The organism is Pseudomonas trivialis, assembly GCF_036864995.1.
GTDB lineage: Bacteria > Pseudomonadota > Gammaproteobacteria > Pseudomonadales > Pseudomonadaceae > Aquipseudomonas > Aquipseudomonas trivialis.
The window spans coordinates 5,057,726-5,073,119 of the sequence record NZ_CP142151.1 but is presented as its reverse complement, the minus strand read 5'-3'; the positions used below and the strand labels follow the sequence as shown (position 1 = coordinate 5,073,119).

13 protein-coding genes and 1 riboswitch are annotated in these 15,394 nt (G+C 61.8%); of the genes, 4 read left to right on the top strand and 9 right to left on the bottom strand.

What is annotated here, in order from left to right:
* Nucleotides 1-44 precede the first annotated feature (44 nt).
* The 3 genes from VRB54_RS22490 to ahcY all read right to left on the bottom strand — a co-directional run bounded on the left by VRB54_RS22490 (nt 45) and on the right by ahcY (nt 3,630).
* On the bottom strand, nt 45-1,124 hold the full coding sequence (locus VRB54_RS22490) for a hypothetical protein (RefSeq protein ID WP_338478810.1): 1,080 nt from the start codon (nt 1,122-1,124) through the stop codon (nt 45-47).
* A 78-nt stretch (nt 1,125-1,202) separates the two neighbouring features.
* Complete coding sequence (gene metF, locus VRB54_RS22485; RefSeq protein WP_209985829.1) at nt 1,203-2,048, bottom strand: methylenetetrahydrofolate reductase [NAD(P)H]; 846 nt, start codon at nt 2,046-2,048, stop codon at nt 1,203-1,205.
* A gap of 172 nt (nt 2,049-2,220) precedes the next feature.
* Nucleotides 2,221-3,630, bottom strand: a complete 1,410-nt coding sequence (gene ahcY / locus VRB54_RS22480) for an adenosylhomocysteinase (RefSeq protein ID WP_231423490.1) — start codon at nt 3,628-3,630, stop codon at nt 2,221-2,223.
* Between the two features lie 21 nt (nt 3,631-3,651).
* Nucleotides 3,652-3,757: riboswitch (S-adenosyl-L-homocysteine riboswitch) on the bottom strand.
* A 198-nt stretch (nt 3,758-3,955) separates the two neighbouring features.
* On the opposite strand from ahcY, the gene VRB54_RS22475 reads away from it, so the two are divergent.
* Complete coding sequence (locus VRB54_RS22475) at nt 3,956-4,360, top strand: acyl-CoA thioesterase (protein ID WP_034128915.1); 405 nt, start codon at nt 3,956-3,958, stop codon at nt 4,358-4,360.
* A gap of 75 nt (nt 4,361-4,435) precedes the next feature.
* Nucleotides 4,436-5,323 carry a formate/nitrite transporter family protein gene (locus VRB54_RS22470; protein ID WP_338478809.1) on the top strand — a complete coding sequence of 296 codons (888 nt, stop codon included), beginning with the start codon at nt 4,436-4,438 and terminating at the stop codon, nt 5,321-5,323.
* On the opposite strand, the gene VRB54_RS22465 is transcribed toward VRB54_RS22470, so the two are convergent.
* Nucleotides 5,317-6,576, bottom strand: a complete 1,260-nt coding sequence (locus VRB54_RS22465; RefSeq protein WP_338478808.1) for a sodium:proton antiporter — start codon at nt 6,574-6,576, stop codon at nt 5,317-5,319. The genes VRB54_RS22470 and VRB54_RS22465 overlap by 7 nt on opposite strands.
* A 194-nt stretch (nt 6,577-6,770) precedes the next feature.
* Here VRB54_RS22465 and VRB54_RS22460 point away from each other — a divergent pair, with 194 nt between their 5' ends.
* A complete protein-coding gene (locus VRB54_RS22460) occupies nt 6,771-7,157 on the top strand; it encodes an MAPEG family protein (protein WP_057006563.1) in 387 nt (128 codons plus the stop codon).
* A gap of 221 nt (nt 7,158-7,378) precedes the next feature.
* Here the strand turns inward: VRB54_RS22460 and VRB54_RS22455 are convergent, their stop codons facing one another.
* From VRB54_RS22455 to VRB54_RS22435, 5 genes are all read right to left on the bottom strand, one after another.
* Nucleotides 7,379-8,575: a murein transglycosylase A gene (locus tag VRB54_RS22455; RefSeq protein ID WP_338478807.1), complete on the bottom strand. Its 1,197-nt coding sequence runs from the start codon at nt 8,573-8,575 to the stop codon at nt 7,379-7,381.
* A 42-nt stretch (nt 8,576-8,617) separates the two neighbouring features.
* Complete coding sequence (locus tag VRB54_RS22450; protein ID WP_338478806.1) at nt 8,618-9,013, bottom strand: DUF1090 domain-containing protein; 396 nt, start codon at nt 9,011-9,013, stop codon at nt 8,618-8,620.
* Nucleotides 9,014-9,053: 40 nt separating this feature from the next.
* Nucleotides 9,054-10,718: an NAD-dependent DNA ligase LigB gene (ligB, locus tag VRB54_RS22445; RefSeq protein ID WP_338478804.1), complete on the bottom strand. Its 1,665-nt coding sequence runs from the start codon at nt 10,716-10,718 to the stop codon at nt 9,054-9,056.
* A gap of 104 nt (nt 10,719-10,822) precedes the next feature.
* Nucleotides 10,823-12,013: a methionine adenosyltransferase gene (gene metK, locus VRB54_RS22440; protein WP_083356355.1), complete on the bottom strand. Its 1,191-nt coding sequence runs from the start codon at nt 12,011-12,013 to the stop codon at nt 10,823-10,825.
* Between the two features lie 19 nt (nt 12,014-12,032).
* Nucleotides 12,033-13,028, bottom strand: coding sequence for a metalloregulator ArsR/SmtB family transcription factor (locus tag VRB54_RS22435; RefSeq protein WP_338478802.1), 996 nt, complete (start codon nt 13,026-13,028; stop codon nt 12,033-12,035).
* Between the two features lie 272 nt (nt 13,029-13,300).
* Between VRB54_RS22435 and tkt the strand changes: the two genes are divergently transcribed.
* Complete coding sequence (tkt, locus tag VRB54_RS22430; RefSeq protein ID WP_338478801.1) at nt 13,301-15,298, top strand: transketolase; 1,998 nt, start codon at nt 13,301-13,303, stop codon at nt 15,296-15,298.
* Nucleotides 15,299-15,394: the final 96 nt, after the last annotated feature.

Here is a 15,394-nt window from a genome sequence, read left to right as displayed (position 1 = left end):
CCAGCGCTAAAGAGAAGCGCTGGCACGGGCATTTGCGACGACGGCTATTTGCCGGGTGTCATCATCAGGTGTTGATAGATTGCCGTACGCCGCTCGCCCAGAATCAGGCGCACCACGGGGTTGGCGAACCAGTGTTCAAGCTGGTGGGCATCGAGGGGGCGTTTCTGGCGCTCTTCCTGATTCTGCCGCGCCTTGTCCCACCAAACCGGGCCACATGCCTGGTCGAATTCATTCTCGTGTTCGTAGCAGCCGTAGAGAATTTCGCGGATGAACTGTTGCTGATGCTTGGGCAGCACCAGCGTGATCAATTTGTACATCAGGCGTTGCAGGCGTGGCGGGCGTGGCAGGTGGGCGGACACCTGGCGCGTGTCGGCCAGAGCCAGGGCACTGGTGGGCGCCGCTGCGTGCTTGGCGATCCACGCCTTGACCTTGGCCCGGAACAGCTGCTTGCGGCTCCAGTAATGGTGGATCAGGTCCGGGCATTCGCGCACGTTGACGGTGCGGTAGGCGGCAATCGACAGGCAGAATTCTTCCAGGGTGTAGGCGCCCTGGGCGTGGGGGAACAGCTCGTCCATCAGTTCAATCGAGCGATCCAGCACCGCCGCGTCCTGCCGGGTCAGGCCCATGACCCCGGAGTTGAGGGTCATCATGTCATCGTCCGCCACGCCCATCTCCAGCAGGCGCTGGTGCAGGGCGGTGTAGAGAATGCTTTCGTGGTTGTCGCCGTATCGGGTGTAGAAGGCATTGCACAGCAGGGTGCCGGGCTGCACGCGCTCGAACAGGGCCAGGGGCGAATGGTGGAAGAAGGTGTCAGTGTCGATCAGCATCGCCACCGGCGACTCTTCGAGCACCTGGCGCAATACCACGTGCTTGGTGCGAAAGTGGTAGCCGTGAGGCTCGCTCCAGCGTTTGCGCGTGGCGTCGTCCAGCGCACGCACGCGCACCGGTAGCAGGCGATAGGGCTCAGGGTTGTCGCTGAATACCTGGATATCCACGGCGTCCGGGGTGGCCTGCAGAAACGCCAGCGCGCTGGCGACGCTGAAGACGGCTTCCTGGTGGTAGGTCTCGGAGCCGAAGACCAGGTACACCAGTTGCGGGCGGGAAGACGGGGACGCTGTATTCATGAACGACGGGGTTCCGTGGGCAGGTAAAACGTCAAAGGCCCTCGTAAAGACGAGGGCCTTGGCACGGTCGGGCAACCTTTAGCGTGGCAGCTTGAGGTTGTTCCAGATGGCCAGGCTGGGCTCGGTCTGGTTCAGGGTATAGAAGTGCAACCCTGGCGCGCCACCTTGTAACAACTGTTCACACATCTGGGTGATGACCTGCTCGCCAAACGCCTGGATGCTCTTGACGTCGTCGCCGTAGGCTTCCAGTTGCTTGCGCACCCAGCGTGGGATCTCGGCCCCGCAAGCGTCGGAAAAGCGCGCCAGCTTGCTGTAGTTGGTGATCGGCATGATGCCCGGCACGATCGGGATGTTCACGCCCATGGCCTGTACGCGCTCGACAAAGTAGAAGTAGCTGTCGGCGTTGAAGAAGTACTGGGTGATCGCGCTGTCGGCGCCGGCGTTGGCCTTGCGCACGAAATTCTGCAGATCGTCTTCGAAGTTGCGCGCCTGGGGGTGCATTTCCGGGTAAGCCGCCACTTCGATGTGGAAGTGATCGCCGCTTTCCTCGCGGATGAAGCTCACCAGCTCATTGGCGTAGCGCAGCTCGCCGCTGGCCATGCCCATGCCGGACGGCAGGTCGCCACGCAAGGCTACGATGCGCTTGATGCCAGCGGCTTTGTATTGGGTCAGCAGGCTGCGCAGGTCAGCCTTGCTGTCGCCCACGCACGACAAGTGCGGTGCGGCGGGAACCTTGATTTCACTTTCCAGCTGCAACACGGTGTTGATCGTGCGATCGCGGGTTGAACCGCCGGCGCCGTAGGTGCAGGAGAAGAAGTCGGGGTTGAAGCTGGCCAACTGCTTGGCAGTCGCCATCAATTTTTCATGCCCAGCATCGGTCTTCGTCGGGAAGAACTCGAAGCTGTAGCGACGGTCTTGGGACATGGGGGAGGGCTCCAGCTGCAAGTTGCAAGCTTCAAGTTGCAAGAGGGGCGGTGCGCCTGTTCTTGTCGCTTGAAGCTCACCGCTCATGGCTGCTTAAAGAGTAAGGAAGTAGCAAGCCCTCGCCGCAAGCGCCTTCACTTGACGCTTGTAGCTAAAAAGCTTGCTGCTGCTGTCAGTACCGGTAAGCGTGCGGCTTGAACGGGCCTTCAACCGTCACCCCGATGTAGTCGGCCTGGGTTTTGGTCAGTTGGGTCACCACGCCGCCGAAGCCGCGGACCATTTCCAGGGCCACTTCTTCGTCGAGTTTCTTCGGCAGTACTTCCACGGTCAGACGCTCGGCTTTCTGGGCGGGCGACAGGTCGGCGTACTTCTGTTCGAACAGGAAAATCTGCGCCAGTACCTGGTTGGCGAACGAGCCATCCATGATGCGGCTTGGGTGGCCAGTGGCGTTACCCAGGTTTACCAGACGGCCTTCAGCCAGCAGGATCAGGTAGTCGTCGTTCTGCGGATCAAAGGTGCCAGCGCCGGTGCGGTGAACCTTGTGTACCTGTGGCTTCACTTCTTCCCATGCCCAGTTTTTGCGCATGAAAGCGGTGTCGATCTCGTTGTCGAAGTGACCGATGTTGCACACCACGGCGCGCTTTTTCAGGGCCTTGAGCATGTTCGCGTCACACACATTCACGTTACCGGTGGTGGTCACGATCAGGTCGATCTTGCCCAGCAGGGCCTTGTCGATGCTGGCTTCGGTGCCGTCATTGACGCCATCGATGAACGGCGAAACCACCTCGAAACCGTCCATGCAGGCTTGCATGGCGCAGATTGGGTCGACTTCGGAAACCTTGACGATCATGCCTTCCTGACGCAGGGACTGGGACGAACCCTTGCCCACGTCACCGTAGCCGATCACCAGGGCCTGCTTGCCCGACAGCAGGTGGTCGGTGCCGCGCTTGATGGCATCGTTGAGGCTGTGACGGCAGCCGTACTTGTTGTCGTTCTTGCTCTTGGTCACCGAGTCATTGACGTTGATGGCCGGGATTTTCAGCTCGCCCTTGGCCAGCATGTCCAGCAGACGGTGCACGCCGGTAGTGGTTTCTTCGGTCACGCCGTGGACGCGGTCGAGGATGGCCGGGTACTTCTTGTGCAACAGCTCGGTCAGGTCGCCGCCGTCGTCGAGGATCATGTTGGCATCCCATGGTGCGCCATCCTTGAGGATGGTTTGCTCCAGGCACCACTCGTACTCTTCTTCAGTCTCGCCTTTCCAGGCGAATACCGGGATGCCGGCAGCGGCGATGGCAGCGGCGGCCTGGTCCTGAGTCGAGAAAATGTTGCAGGACGACCAACGCACTTCGGCACCGAGGGCAACCAGGGTTTCGATCAGCACGGCGGTCTGGATGGTCATGTGGATGCAGCCGAGAATCTTCGCGCCCTTGAGCGGCTGCTCAGCGGCGTACTTGCGACGCAGGCCCATCAGGGCAGGCATTTCGGATTCGGCGATAAAGGTTTCGCGACGGCCCCAGGCGGCGAGGGACATGTCGGCGACTTTGTAGTCGTTGAATTCTGCAGGCGTGATTACAGCGCTCATAGAGAGCCTCCATTCGTAGTGTGCGAATGGGCGCCGTTGTGCGTTTAGTATCCAGCCGTGAAACCAGGCCGGGCAACGCCCCATCCGAGCCTGACAGGGTGAACCTGCTGCAGCGCCCCTCGGACAGGTGGCGGGAGAACGGTATCAGGGAGAGATGACCGTTTTGAATCGGTGGGGATTATAGCGGTGTACGTGGCACTTCCCAAGCCTTTCCGTCGGCGGCATGCAGATCGCTCATGGACGCGATAGGCATTGGTGCATAGAGCTTGGACGCGGGCTCTGCCATGATGCTGCCCATCATTTGGCCAGACGCTTTGGAGTAACCATGAACTTCCACACCCGCAAATGGGTTAAACCCGAAGACCTCAACCCCAACGGCACCCTGTTCGGCGGCAGCCTGTTGCGCTGGATCGACGAAGAAGCGGCGATCTACGCGATTGTCCAACTGGGCAACCAGCGCGTCGTCACCAAATATATCTCCGAAATCAACTTCGTCAGCGCCTCGCGCCAGGGCGACATCATCGAACTGGGCATCACCGCCACCGAGTTCGGCCGCACCTCCATCACGCTCACCTGTGAGGTGCGCAACAAGATCACCCGCAAGAGCATCCTGACCGTCGAGAAAATGGTCTTCGTGAACCTTGGCGAGGACGGTTTGCCCGCGCCCCACGGGCGTACCGAGATCAAGTACGTGAAGGACCAGTTCCAGGAAGACGGCCTCAGCGAATAATACTGCCGGGGCCAGTGAACGCTATTGATTGGCCATAGGTCGTACCTGAACATCGCCCCCCGTTCAGGTATCACCATGGCCACGCAAGCAGACGGCAAGACTCCCAACCTGTCGCAGGAAGAGCAGCAGGACGTAGACGAGAACCAGCCGCCCCGCGCGGCGGTACTGCACGAAATCATCCGCACCCAGGGCGATCAGGAACTGGAGCGCAATGTCGCCGCACTCTGGTGGTCGGCACTGGCCGCCGGGTTGACCATGGGGCTGTCGCTGATGGCCATGGGGTTGCTCAACTCACGCCTGCCGGATGGTGAGGCCTTCAAGGTCATCGCCAGCTTCGGTTATTGCGCAGGCTTCCTGGCAGTGATCCTCGCGCGCCAGCAACTCTTTACCGAAAACACCCTGACGGCCGTGCTGCCGGTGATGAGCAAGCCGACGCTGGCCAATGTCGGTCGGTTGTTGCGCCTGTGGTCGGTGGTGCTGGTGGGCAACCTGTGCGGCACCTTGCTGGTGGCCTACGTGATGCTGCACCTGCCGATCTTCGACGCCAAGACCGACATGGCCTTCCTCGAGATCGGCCGCAAGATCATGGAAAACAACGCTGGTCAGATGTTTGCCAAGGGCATCGTCTCGGGCTGGATGATCGCCACCATGGTGTGGATGATCCCGTCGATGGAAAGCGCCAAGATGTGGATCATCATCCTCATCACCTACCTGATGGCGTTGGGCGACTTCACCCACATCGTCGTCGGCTCTGCGGAAGTGTCCTATCTGGTGTTCGCCGGTGAGCTGTCGTGGCACGATTTCTGGCTGGTGTTCGCCGGGCCGACCCTGGCCGGCAATATCATCGGCGGCAGTTTTATCTTTGCCTTGATCAGCCATGCGCAGATCCGCAGCGAAGGCAGCCTGCCCGGCAAACAGGCTGCGGACCCCAGGCATCCGCAGCAGGTCAAGAAGGATCAGTGAGCGTCGGGCGTGGTCTCGGGTTCGCCCCGGGTCACGCGCTTGACCAGTTTGCCGATGCTCAAACCCTGCAACAGGATCGACGACAACACCACGATGTAGGTGATGCTCAGCAGCAGGTCGCGTTCCGGGCCCAACGGCAACGCCAGGGCCAATGCCACCGAAACGCCGCCGCGCAGACCGCCCCAGGTGAGGATGCGAATGGTGCCGCGCGGCACCGCGCGCCAGCGCCGCAGCAGCAGAATCGCCGGCGCCACGGTGAGCAGGCGCGAGAGCAGAATGGCCACCGCCAGCAAACTGGCCGCAAATACGTGCAGCCAGTTGAACGGCAACAGCAGCAGCTCCATGCCGATCAGCGCAAACAGCAGCGCATTGAGCATGTCGTCGAGCAATTCCCAGAAGCCGTCGAGGTAGCGTCGGGTCATGTCGTTCATGGCCAGTTTGCGTCCCAGGTTGCCGATGATCAGGCCGACCACCACCATCGCAATCGGCGCGCTGACGTGCAATTCGGACGCCATCGCCGAGCCACCGATCACCAGCGCCAGGGTCAGCATCACTTCGATCTGGTGCTGCTCGATGCTCTTGATCATCAGGTACACGAGGTAGCCGATCAGCCCGCCGAACACCACGCCGCCAATCGCCTCATGGGCGAACAGCATCGCGGTGGCGCCCACTGTTGGAGTTTCTCCCAACTGCGCGATACCCAGCAGCACGGTAAACACCACCACCGCCGTGCCGTCGTTGAACAACGACTCGCCGACGATGGTGGTCTTCAGCGGTTTCGAGGCGTTGGCGGTACGCAGAACGCCCAGCACTGCAATCGGGTCGGTGGGCGAAATCAACGCGCCGAAGAGCAGGCAGTACAGGAAGCTGACGTGCCAGCCGAACAGGGCAAAGATGTAATACGCCAGGCTGCCGATCACCACGGTGGCGATCAGCACACCGAAGGTCGCCAGCAGGCCGATGGGCCAGCGGTAGCTGCGCAGGTCGTTGAGGTTGACGTGCAGGGCGCCGGCGAACAGAAGGAATGAGAGCATCCAGTTCATCAGCAGGTCGCCGAAGTCGATCTGGCCGATGAGCTGCTGGATGCGTTCCTCCAGGCCAGGAAAGCCGAGAAAGCTCAGGCCTTGCAGAATCAGGGAAAACAGCAGCGCAGTGACCATCACGCCGATGGTGGGCGGCAGGCCGATAAACCGGTAGTTCACATAGGTGAGCAGGGTGGTGAGGCAAATGAAGGCGGCGACAAGTTCAAGCATCCGGGGTCCTTGGAAGATAGGCAAAGTGATTGATGGGGCATGGACAGCAATATCAACATGATGTTGCAGGCCGTGGTGGCGAAAGCGCGATAGAACCTTTGTGTGTGCCATGGCACCTAAGCGGTTAGGTGCGATTGGGCGTTTTTAGTGCTAGAACGCTAATTGCTGCATAAAACGACAAAAGGAATTCAGTGATGACGGTAGCTTTCTGGTGTGTATTGATCGCAATTTTCCTGCCTTACCTGTGCACGGGGGTGGCCAAGTTCAGCGGCGGCAAGTTTGGCCCACGGCAGAACCACGACCCTCGCGCCTACCTGGAAACCCTCGATGGGTTTGCCAAACGCGCCCACAGTGCGCAACTCAACAGCTTTGAAGTGACCCCGGCGTTCGCCGCGGCGGTGATCATCGCGCACCTGGCCGGCACGGCCGAACTGGTGACCATCAATGTGCTGGCGGTGCTGTTTATCACTAGTCGTCTGCTGTACATCATTTGCTACCTGGCGGACTGGGCGATGCTGCGTTCGCTGGTGTGGGTGGTGGGCATGGCACTGATTGCGAGTTTCTTCTTCGTCTCGATCTGAGGCCTGATGCAAACCTGCCTGTCTTGGTGGGGCTGATCTGTGGCGAGCGGGCTTGCCCCGCGTTGGGCTGCGCAGCAGCCCCAAACCCATGTTCTGAGCAGCGTCAGGTAACCCGCGTTTCCCTTGAATTAGGGGCGCTTCGCACCCCAACGCGGGGCAAGCCCGCTCGCCACAACAGACCCGCTCTCCACAAAGCCTCAGTTTGCTGGGCGATAGCGTTGTCAGGTCCCGGTCGGCGCATCCGGTACATGCGGCAACGCTACGCCCTTGGGCCAGAGCATCCAGATTTGCCCTTGCTGCTTCATGTTGCCTGCCAATTCACCCGCCGCCTCCCCGGTGCCCCAGAACAGGTCCGCACGCACTTCGCCGGTGATCGCGCCACCGGTGTCCTGAGCGGCCACCGGTCGGGCGATGGGTGAGCCGTCCGGTTTGGTGGTCGACAGCCACAGCAGACTGCCCAGCGGGATGACCTTGCGGTCCACCGCCACGCTGTAGCCGGCGGTCAGGGGCACATTGAGCGAGCCGCGTGGGCCTTCGTTGCTGTCGGGGCGGGCGCTGAAGAAGACGTAGCTGGGATTGCTCGCCAGCAGTTCGGGTATGCGTTGCGGGTTGGCCTTGGCCCAGGCGCTGATGGCGCCCATGGTCACGTCTTCTTTTTTCAGCTCGCCCTGCTCCACCAGCCAACGGCCAATGGGGCGGTAGGGGTAGCCGTTCTGGTCACCATAGCCGACGCGCAGTTGGCGCCCATCGGCCAGTTGAATACGGCCGGAGCCCTGGATCTGCAGGAATTGCAGGTCCATGGGGTTGGTCAGCCAGGCAATCGGTTTGGCCGTGGAGCCCTGGCTGTTGACGGTGGCCGCATCGTCATAAGGCTTGAGCACGCGGCCTTCGAGGCGCCCGCGCAGGCGTTTGCCTTTGAGTTCGGGGTAGATGCTCTCCAGATTGACGATGATCAGGTCATCCGGTACGCCGTACACCGGCACGTGGGCGCTGGCGGTTTCGGTCAGGCTGCCGGGGTAGACCGGCTCGTAATAGCCGGTGATCAAGCCGTTCGCGCTGTCGTCCGCCGAGCGCAGGCCGAACACGTCCAGACGCTCCTTGAGAAAACCGCGCACTGCCACTGCATCGGCGGGCACGCTGGCCGCTGCGGCGCAGGTCGTGCCCCAGACCGGGTCGGCTTTGAGGCGTTGGCAGGCGCTGCGCCAGGACTCGAACCCGGCCAGCAGGTCGCTGTCGGACACGGTAGGCAAGGCTTCCCACGGCGCGCCGACATACGTGGCGATGGCGGGGGGCTTGGCAGGCTCTGGTTCAACGGCGACATTGCCGTTGTCTTTGCCCATGTCGCAGCCGGCCAGCAGCGCGATCATCGGTAGGGCCCACGCCAGGCGGCGGCCCCAGGGTTTAACGGTGACATTCATGCATGCACTTCCTGAAAACAATTTTGCGATCACTGGCGGCCGTTATTGGTCAAGCTCTTCCACCGCGTCCTGCAGCTCCTTGCGCGACTCGGCCAGCTTGTCCTTGCGTTTGTTGATCTTGTCGGCGTCACCCTTTTTCATCGCCTTGTCGAGGTCGGCCTGACGGCGGCTGACTTCGTGCTTGGCGTCGAGCACCTTGTTCTCACGCTCCTTTTTCAGGGATGCGTCTGTGCAGTTGGCGGTGACTTCACTCAGTGCCTTTTCCAGGCCTGCCTGCTGCGCACCGTTGCCCTGCGCCCTGGCCTGCTCGATCTGGGTGCTGATGGCCTGGCGCTTGGCGGCGCAGCCTGTGAGTGGGTCGGTTTCTTCAGCGGCCAGCAGCGGCATGGTCATGAAACTGGCGACGGTAAACAGCGCGAAAGGGGCTAGAAATTTCATGTATTACTCCAGGGTCGCAATCGAAGGGGCCGGGCAGGGTTCAAAACCCGTCTATACCGGCCACGCGTAGTGTTTCAGCCAGGCTCAGCACGTGCGGATCGCGAAAAAAAGCGCTCAGTTGCGCCGCGCGACCCGGGCCTATGCCATCGATGGCGAGCCAGGCCTGGTGGTCTCTGGCGACCAGCGTCTGCCAATCGCCTTGCAGATTGTTGCGTGCCGCAGGCGGTACACCCAAGGCTTTGAGCCATTGCGCGAACGGCCGTTGCCGGGCGCTGCGCAGGCTGTCAATTACCCGCGCGCGGCTGCGATCACCGAAGCCGTCAATGTTAGCAAGCTCTGTTGCATCCAGGGTCAACCAATCGAGCAGGCTCGCGATCAGGCCTGCCTCGATCAACAGGCTCCAGGTTTCGCGGCCCATATGGGGCAGTGCGAGCCCCTGGTTACCACTCAGCCAGGTCAGGCGTGCGAGCAACTGCTCATTGCACCCCGGATCCAGTTGCCAGCAACTCAAGGCGTGATAGTGACGCGGGTCGGGTACGGCCAGGTCCTCCCTGTGGGTGCTGCGCAGGATGACTTGGTCTAGATGCGGGATGATCTGTCCGGCCAGGGTGATCGACACCTGGTCGCCAGGGCGGATGTCCAGGGCTTGCCAGCGCTTCAGCGAGCCGGCACTCACCCGGCTGATCTGCCGGTCGTCCAGCCGCACCGGTTCGAGTTCGAGTATGGGTGTGATACGCCCGGTGCGACCGATCTTGAACTGGACGTCACGCACCAGCGCCAGGGCTTTGGCCGTCGGGTATTTCCAGGCGGCCGCCCAGTAAGGCGGGCTGGCTTTCCAGCGCTCGGCGGGTGCGCGCTGCGCCTGGTGCAGCACAACGCCGTCGCTGGCGAAAGGCAGGGGCTGGTTGTACCAATAGGTGCGCCAGTGTGCGGCATCGGTGATGTTCTGGATGGGCTGGCTGTAGCGCCGGGTATCGCTGAAGCCCCAGCGCTCAAGGCTGGCCAGGCGTTCGACGAAGGAGGGTGGGCCTTCCGGCCAGGCCCAGACGAACAGGCCGATGCCGGCGGCCTCGGCGTCACTCAACTGTCGGCGGTTCATCAGGCCGGCCACCTTGCCGCGATTGTTGAGCCCGCCCTGCGCCGATTGCACGTGGTCGTCGAGGCGCCAGTAGAGTTCGCCCTGCAGCAGCAGGTCGAGGGGCTCCGGCAGTTGCTGGACAATGCCGGGAATCCTGCGCGCAGACACCGACCAGTCCTGGCCGAGCTGGCCATCGCCGCGGCTGATCACCTGCGTCAGGCGGCCTTTGCGGTACCGCAGCGTGACGGCGACGCCGTCAACCTTGGGCTGAACCCACACGTCATGCCGATTGCTCAGCCAGGCTGCGACGGCCGCTTCGTCGGCGAGCTTTTCCAGGCCGGTATGGGCGACCGGATGGCGCAGCGTGCCCCGCGCGCTGGCCAATGGCTGGTCAGCCACCGTTGTGGTTTGGGGGAAACACTGGCGCCAGTTGGCCAAACGCTGGCGGGCCTGGTCGTAGAGTTCATCGCTGACGGGCGACTGGCCGAGGCGGTGGTAGCTGTCGTCCCACAATCGGATCTGTTCGGCCAGGGTGCCGACCTGCATTTGCGCTTGTGGGGGGCAATCTTCGGCCCATGTTCGACAGGCCAGGGTACAGAGTAAGAGAACAATCACCAGACGCATCATGAGCATCCTTGCTCGAAAAGGGTCCTCAGCCTAAATGATTCCCACGGGCACAAAAAAGCCCCGACAGGGCGGGGCTTTTTACCGGGTATTTCCGCTTGCCGAAGTTACAGGCCGGCGGCGGTGCGCAGGTCGTTGGCGCGGTCGGTTTTTTCCCAGGTAAAGGTGGTGAAGGTGTCGTCGCCGACGGTCTTCTGCGCAGGCGTACGGCCGAAGTGCCCGTAGGCTGCGGTTTCCTGGTACATCGGGTGCAGCAGGTCGAGCATGGTGGTGATTGCGTACGGGCGCAGGTCAAAGATCTCACGCACCAGCTTGACGATCTTGTCGTCGCTGATCTTGCCGGTGCCGAAGGTATTCAGCGAGATCGACGTAGGCTGGGCCACGCCGATCGCGTAGGAAACCTGAATCTCGCAGCGCTCGGCCAAGCCGGCGGCCACGATGTTCTTGGCCACATAACGACCTGCGTAGGCCGCCGAACGGTCAACCTTGGACGGGTCTTTACCCGAGAACGCGCCGCCGCCGTGACGGGCCATGCCGCCGTAGCTGTCGACGATGATCTTGCGACCGGTGAGGCCGCAGTCACCCACCGGGCCACCGATGATGAACTGGCCGGTCGGGTTGATGTGGAACTGGGTGTCCTTGCTCAGCAACTCGGCAGGCAGCACGTGTTTGACGATCAGCTCCATCACGCCTTCGCGCAGGTCGGCGTAGGAAACGTCAGGGTTGTGCTGGGTCGACAGTACAACGGCGTCGATACCCACGACTTTGCCGCCTTCATAACGGCAGGTCACCTGGGACTTGGCGTCCGGACGCAGCCACGGCAGCAGGCCGCTTTTACGGGCTTCGGCCTGGCGCTGCACCAACTGGTGCGAGAAGGTGATCGGGGCCGGCATCAGCACGTCGGTTTCATTGCTGGCGTAGCCGAACATCAGGCCCTGGTCGCCGGCGCCCTGGTCTTCCGGCTTGGCGCGGTCCACACCCTGGTTAATGTCCGGGGACTGCTTGCCGATGATGTTCATCACGCCGCAGGTCGCGCCGTCGAAACCGACGTCGGAGCTGTTGTAGCCAATGTCGGTGATCACGTCACGAACGATCTGCTCCAGGTCGACCCAGGCGGTGGTGGTCACTTCACCGGCGATGATCGCTACACCGGTTTTCACCAGCGTCTCGCACGCCACGCGGGCGAATTTGTCTTCAGCAATGATGGCGTCCAGCACCGCATCGGAAATCTGGTCGGCGATTTTGTCCGGATGCCCTTCAGACACGGACTCGGAGGTGAAAAGGGAGTATTCGCTCATCTCGATGATTTCCTGATATTTACCGATGGTGAGTGTCGCCAGCCGGTCGCTGAAAATGGCGGACCTGGATCTGGAAACCATTACGTAAACCTACATAGAGGCTTTCCCCGGGAACGAGTCCCGCAGCGGTGGCCCAACGGGCCAGATCGTCCTGTTCAAAACCCAACCAGAGATCACCGCAGGCCTCCCTGGCCCAATTCTGGTTGTGGCTGCATAAATCCGTAACCAGCAGGCTACCGCCGGGGTGCAGCAACCCGGCCATTTGTTTGAGGGCGTCTGCCGGGGCGGCGAAATGGTGCAGGACCATGTTCAGCACCACGCAGTCGGCCTGCAGGGGCGTGTCGCTCAACGCATCAGCCAGTTGCAGGGTGACATTGTCCAGCGCCTCGCGTTCACACAGCTGGCGGGCCAGCTCCAGCATCGCCGGGCTGTTGTCCAGCGCCGTGACCTGCACAAAACGCCGCGCCAGGTCCGGCAGGAAACCGCCGTCGCCGGGGCCTACCTCCAGTGCGGTGGCCTCGTTACTGAAGCTCAACTTGTCGAGCAGCGCCAATACGCTTTCGCGATACTGAGGCAGGCCGGCAATCAAGTCCTGCTGGGCGCGAAACTTCTCGGCCACCCGTGAGAAAAAATCCTGGCTGGCAGCTGCGCGTTGCCCGTGCACCTCGCTGATGCGTGTCTGCACGTCGCCGGGCAGGCTCAGGTTGTCGACTTCTTCGAGCAGGGCGCCGTGCAGTTTGCCGCCGAGCAAGTCGGTGTGGGGCAGGGCGCGCCGGTAAAAAATGGCGTTGCCTTCGCGGCGGGTGGCCACCAGGTCGGCCTGAGCCAGTACCTTCAGATGGTGGCTCATGCCGGACTGACCGATGGCGAAGATCCGCGACAGCTCCAACACGCCAAACGAATCGTTGGCCAGCGCGCGCAATACGTTCAGGCGCAACGGGTCACCGGCGGCCTTGCACAGGGCGGCCAGCTCATCGCTATCGTCGGGACGCAGGGAAGGCACGGTCAGGTTCATAAGGCCAGCAGTCTAGTGATGGGGTGGAGTCATCGCAAGGCCAATATCAAAAAGTTTTGATATTGAACGATAAGTGGCAGTTATAAGCAGCCGCTCTATCTTCTGGACGAGCGGGTGGCGCGGTTCTACAGGGCATTGGCGCGCCAGCCACAGGAAAAACGGCCTCATGTGAGTATCTGTCATTGCCCACAGGCGGTGGCTGAGGGAAAATGCCGGTCCTTTTTTCCGTTTCTTTTAATCACTCACTATTCAGAATCCTCAGGAGAACAGCGATGCCCAGCCGTCGTGAGCGTGCCAACGCCATTCGTGCCCTCAGCATGGATGCCGTGCAAAAAGCCAACAGCGGCCATCCCGGTGCCCCGATGGGCATGGCGGATATCGCCGAGGTCCTTTGGCGTGATTACCTGAAGCACAACCCGAGCAATCCCTCCTTCGCCGACCGCGACCGCTTCGTGCTGTCCAACGGCCATGGTTCGATGCTGATCTATTCGCTGCTGCACCTGACCGGCTACGACGTCACCATCGACGACCTCAAGAGCTTCCGCCAGCTGCACAGCCGCACCCCGGGTCACCCGGAATTCGGCTACACCCCGGGCGTCGAGACCACCACCGGTCCCCTGGGCCAGGGCCTGGCCAACGCCGTGGGTTTTGCACTGGCTGAAAAAGTCCTGGGCGCGCAATTCAACCGTCCTGGCCATGACATCGTCGACCATCACACCTACGTGTTCCTGGGTGATGGCTGCATGATGGAAGGCATTTCCCATGAAGTCGCCTCCCTGGCCGGCACTCTGGGCCTGGGCAAGCTGATTGCCTTCTACGATGACAACGGCATTTCCATCGACGGCGAAGTCGAAGGCTGGTTCACCGATGACACTCCGAAGCGTTTCGAAGCCTACAACTGGCAGGTGATCCGCAACGTCGACGGCCACGACCCGGAAGAAATCAAGACCGCCATCGACACTGCACGCAAGAGCGTGCAACCGACCCTGATCTGCTGCAAAACCACCATCGGCTTCGGCTCGCCGAACAAGCAGGGCAAGGAAGACTGCCACGGTGCCCCGCTGGGTGACGCGGAAATCGCCCTGACCCGCGAAGCGCTGAAGTGGAACTACGGCCCGTTCGAAATTCCGGCCGATATCGCCGCCGAATGGGACGCCAGGGAAAAAGGCCTGGCTGCTGAAGCCGAGTGGGATCAGCGTTTTGCCGCCTACTCCGCCGAATTCCCGGAACTGGCCAACGAACTGGTACGTCGCCTGGCCGGTGACCTGCCGGCCGACTTCTCGGAAAAAGCCTCGGCCTACATCGCCGAAGTCGCGGCCAAGGGCGAAACCATCGCCAGCCGTAAGGCCAGCCAGAACACCCTGAACGCCTTTGGTCCGCTGCTGCCCGAGATCCTCGGCGGCTCGGCCGACCTGGCCGGTTCCAACCTGACCCTGTGGAAAGGCTGCAAAGGCGTGTCGGCCGAAGACGCCAGCGGCAACTACATGTACTACGGCGTGCGCGAGTTCGGCATGAGCGCCATCATGAACGGCGTGTCCCTGCACGGCGGCCTGGTGCCTTACGGCGCGACCTTCCTGATGTTCATGGAATACGCGCGCAACGCCGTGCGTATGGCTGCGCTGATGAAGAAGCGTGTGATCCATGTGTACACCCACGACTCCATCGGTCTGGGCGAAGACGGCCCGACGCACCAGCCGGTCGAGCAACTGACCAGCCTGCGCACCACGCCGAACCTGGATTGCTGGCGCCCGGCCGACGCGGTGGAATCCGCCGTGGCCTGGAAGCACGCCATCGAGCGCAAGGACGGCCCTTCGGCGCTGATCTTCTCGCGTCAGAACCTGCAACACCAGGTGCGTACTGAAGCGCAGATCGCCGATATCAGCCGTGGCGGCTACGTGCTCAAGGACTGCATTGGCGAGCCGGAACTGATCCTGATCTCCACCGGTTCCGAAGTAGGCCTGACCGTTCAGGCCTATGACAAGCTGACCGAGCAAGGCCGCAACGTACGCGTTGTGTCCATGCCGTGCACCAGCCTGTTCGAAGCCCAGGACGCCGACTACAAGCAGTCGGTTCTGCCGTTGCAGGTCAGTGCGCGTATCGCTATCGAAGCGGCACACGCCGACTACTGGTACAAGTACGTGGGCCTGGAAGGCCGCGTGATCGGCATGACCACCTACGGTGAGTCGGCACCGGCGCCAGCGTTGTTCGAAGAGTTCGGTTTCACCCTGGAAAATATCCTGGGTCAGGCTGAAGAGCTGTTGGAAGACTAAGGCTGTAGATTGAGGTGGCTGTGCTGGACTCTTCGCGAGCAAGCCCGCTCCCACACTTGAATGGGTTCACAATTCCAACTCTGTGAACCCGATCAA

Bases quoted from the DNA above. Each gene is read 5' to 3' on its own strand.
- VRB54_RS22490 (WP_338478810.1), bottom strand. From the start codon at position 1,124: ATGAATACAGCGTCCCCGTCTTCCCGCCCGCAACTGGTGTACCTGGTC.
- metF (WP_209985829.1), bottom strand. From the start codon at position 2,048: ATGTCCCAAGACCGTCGCTACAGCTTCGAGTTCTTCCCGACGAAGACC.
- ahcY (WP_231423490.1), bottom strand. From the start codon at position 3,630: ATGAGCGCTGTAATCACGCCTGCAGAATTCAACGACTACAAAGTCGCC.
- VRB54_RS22475 (WP_034128915.1), top strand. From the start codon at position 3,956: ATGAACTTCCACACCCGCAAATGGGTTAAACCCGAAGACCTCAACCCC.
- VRB54_RS22470 (WP_338478809.1), top strand. From the start codon at position 4,436: ATGGCCACGCAAGCAGACGGCAAGACTCCCAACCTGTCGCAGGAAGAG.
- VRB54_RS22465 (WP_338478808.1), bottom strand. From the start codon at position 6,576: ATGCTTGAACTTGTCGCCGCCTTCATTTGCCTCACCACCCTGCTCACC.
- VRB54_RS22460 (WP_057006563.1), top strand. From the start codon at position 6,771: ATGACGGTAGCTTTCTGGTGTGTATTGATCGCAATTTTCCTGCCTTAC.
- VRB54_RS22455 (WP_338478807.1), bottom strand. From the start codon at position 8,575: ATGAATGTCACCGTTAAACCCTGGGGCCGCCGCCTGGCGTGGGCCCTA.
- VRB54_RS22450 (WP_338478806.1), bottom strand. From the start codon at position 9,013: ATGAAATTTCTAGCCCCTTTCGCGCTGTTTACCGTCGCCAGTTTCATG.
- ligB (WP_338478804.1), bottom strand. From the start codon at position 10,718: ATGATGCGTCTGGTGATTGTTCTCTTACTCTGTACCCTGGCCTGTCGA.
- metK (WP_083356355.1), bottom strand. From the start codon at position 12,013: ATGAGCGAATACTCCCTTTTCACCTCCGAGTCCGTGTCTGAAGGGCAT.
- VRB54_RS22435 (WP_338478802.1), bottom strand. From the start codon at position 13,028: ATGAACCTGACCGTGCCTTCCCTGCGTCCCGACGATAGCGATGAGCTG.
- tkt (WP_338478801.1), top strand. From the start codon at position 13,301: ATGCCCAGCCGTCGTGAGCGTGCCAACGCCATTCGTGCCCTCAGCATG.